This is a genomic window from Okeania hirsuta (assembly GCF_003838195.1).
Lineage (GTDB): Bacteria > Cyanobacteriota > Cyanobacteriia > Cyanobacteriales > Microcoleaceae > Okeania > Okeania hirsuta.
Genome location: NZ_RCBY01000668.1, coordinates 1 through 683 on the forward strand (window position 1 = coordinate 1; position 683 = coordinate 683).

The 683-nt window shown below is 47.4% G+C and carries 1 protein-coding gene; it reads left to right on the top strand.

Annotated elements, in window-relative coordinates; translation table 11 throughout:
- A partial coding sequence (locus tag D5R40_RS33580; protein WP_134239686.1) for an RluA family pseudouridine synthase occupies nucleotides 1-613 on the top strand: 613 nt, incomplete at its 5' end.
- Nucleotides 614-683 lie beyond the last annotated feature (70 nt).

Genomic DNA, 683 nt, shown 5'->3' on the forward strand with positions numbered 1-683 from the left:
AGACATCACGGGAGACATGCCGATCAGTGAAGCGGTAAAGGCATATATCAAGGAGCGCTATGCAAAACCCGGGGCCGTCTTTCTCGGGACGATCCATCGCTTAGATCGACCTGTTAGTGGAGTTGTGGTCTTTGCTCGAACTAGCAAAGCCTTGACTCGAATGAATAAGCTTTTTCAGGAAAAGGCTATTCAGAAGACCTATTGGGCGATCACTGATACCCGCCCAAACCCACTGGAAGGACATCTTACGCATTACCTGATCAAGGATACGCAGATCAATAAGGCCAAGGCTTTCGATCGTCCTAGCAATCGAAACAAGAATGCCAAAAAATCTGAGTTAACCTATGCTTTGAAAGCTGGATTGGCAGGACATCATCTACTGGAAGTTCACCCATTGACTGGGCGTCCGCATCAAATTAGGGTCCAGTTGTCTAAGATTGGGTGCCCAATTCGCGGAGATGTGAAATATGGCCACCCTTCTCCCAACGTGGATGGCTCTATCCACTTGCACTGTCGAGAGATGAGCTTTATTCATCCCGTCAAGAAGGTACCAGTAGTAATCACGGCGGAACCACCTAATGAGTCGATTTGGAATTTATTTGATCTCACCTAAATAACTAATCCAAGGCCATGGATTCGCCAGCAATCCAGCCACCAGTCCATGCTGCCTGAAAGTTAAAACC